At 43.4% G+C, this 1,240-nt stretch carries 1 protein-coding gene; it reads right to left on the bottom strand.

Going from position 1 to position 1,240, the window contains the following annotated elements; translation table 11 throughout:
* The coding region (ltrA, locus tag BACCOPRO_RS16905) for a group II intron reverse transcriptase/maturase (RefSeq protein ID WP_008145591.1) at positions 1 to 905 on the bottom strand (905 nt) is incomplete at its 3' end.
* Positions 906 to 1,240: the final 335 nt, after the last annotated feature.

Here is a 1,240-nt window from a genome sequence, read left to right as displayed (position 1 = left end):
TTGACTTTAAGATATAGATTTCCCTCTATAAACCGGGTTATGGACTCTTTGACTCTTCTTGCTGCCCTTTTGGATTTGCAGAATATCATTGAGTCATCGGCATAGCGCACAAAAGGATGTCCTCTACGTTCGAGTTCCTTATCCAACTCATTAAGCATAATATTACTTAACAATGGACTTAGTGGTCCTCCTTGGGGAGTTCCTTCCTCGCTCGTTTCAAACAGACCTTTGTTGATTACACCGCTTCGGAGGTATTTGTGTATTAGACTGACAACTCTGCCGTCTTTAATAGTACGGCTGAGGATTTCTATGAGTTTGCTGTGATTCACGGTATCAAAGAAGCGTTCAAGGTCAAGGTCTACTACGTATGTGTAGCCTGTATTGATTATCTCTTGAGCTCCTCTTACCGCGTCGTGGCAGCCTCTTCTCGGACGGAAGCCGTAACTTCTAATGGAGAATTGTTTCTCATAGACAGGACTCAGAACTTGGTTAATGGCTTGTTGCACCAAACGGTCTACCACCGTGGGGATTCCTAATAAGCGTATCTTGCCGTTGTCCTTGGGGATTTCTACCCTTTTGACTGGGTTAGGACGGTAAGAACCGTCCATTAAGGAACGGATAAGCAAATCCTTATGGGTCTTGAGCCATGGGAGCAACTGTTCACATGACATCTTGTCGATTCCGCCATTGCCCTTGTTTCCAATTACCGCCTTATAGGCTCGGTTTAGATTCGAGGGGCTCAGGATTTGCTCGAAAAGGTGTTCATTGTCGAATGGTACTTCCACGATGTTGTCTTCACACATCCACATGAAAGTCTGCACTCCCTCATACCATTCGGTTTCCGACCTATCTCTTTGAGGGAAGCCATTAACTTTGGATAATGTTTTCTGCATTCGTTCTTTCATTAGGTATGTTTCAATTACTATCGTTTAATTATTAGGTTCAGTCCTTCACAAACCTATCGACACGTTTGCTAATATGACTTCTGCTGACTTCTCACGGCAAACTTTACTCCGCTGATTTCGATTTTTTTTTCTATTCTCATGCGTCCGTGAGACCTCCTCGGATAAGGGTATTAACTTTCAATCTTATGTCTGCTTCATTTACATTGACTATTCCGAATAGCTATAGGGCTTTGGTTTGCTTTGCAACCTTACCCACAGTCTTATGCCTTATATGAAGTTTCTGTCCGTCAGACCAGATGTTTGCCGCCAGCTTCTTTCAGATTCCAACTCGCGAT

The sequence above is a fragment of the Phocaeicola coprophilus DSM 18228 = JCM 13818 genome, from assembly GCF_000157915.1.
Classification (GTDB): Bacteria; Bacteroidota; Bacteroidia; order Bacteroidales; family Bacteroidaceae; genus Phocaeicola; species Phocaeicola coprophilus.
Note: the sequence above shows the minus strand (reverse complement) of the source record. Positions and strands in the feature narration are given on the sequence as shown.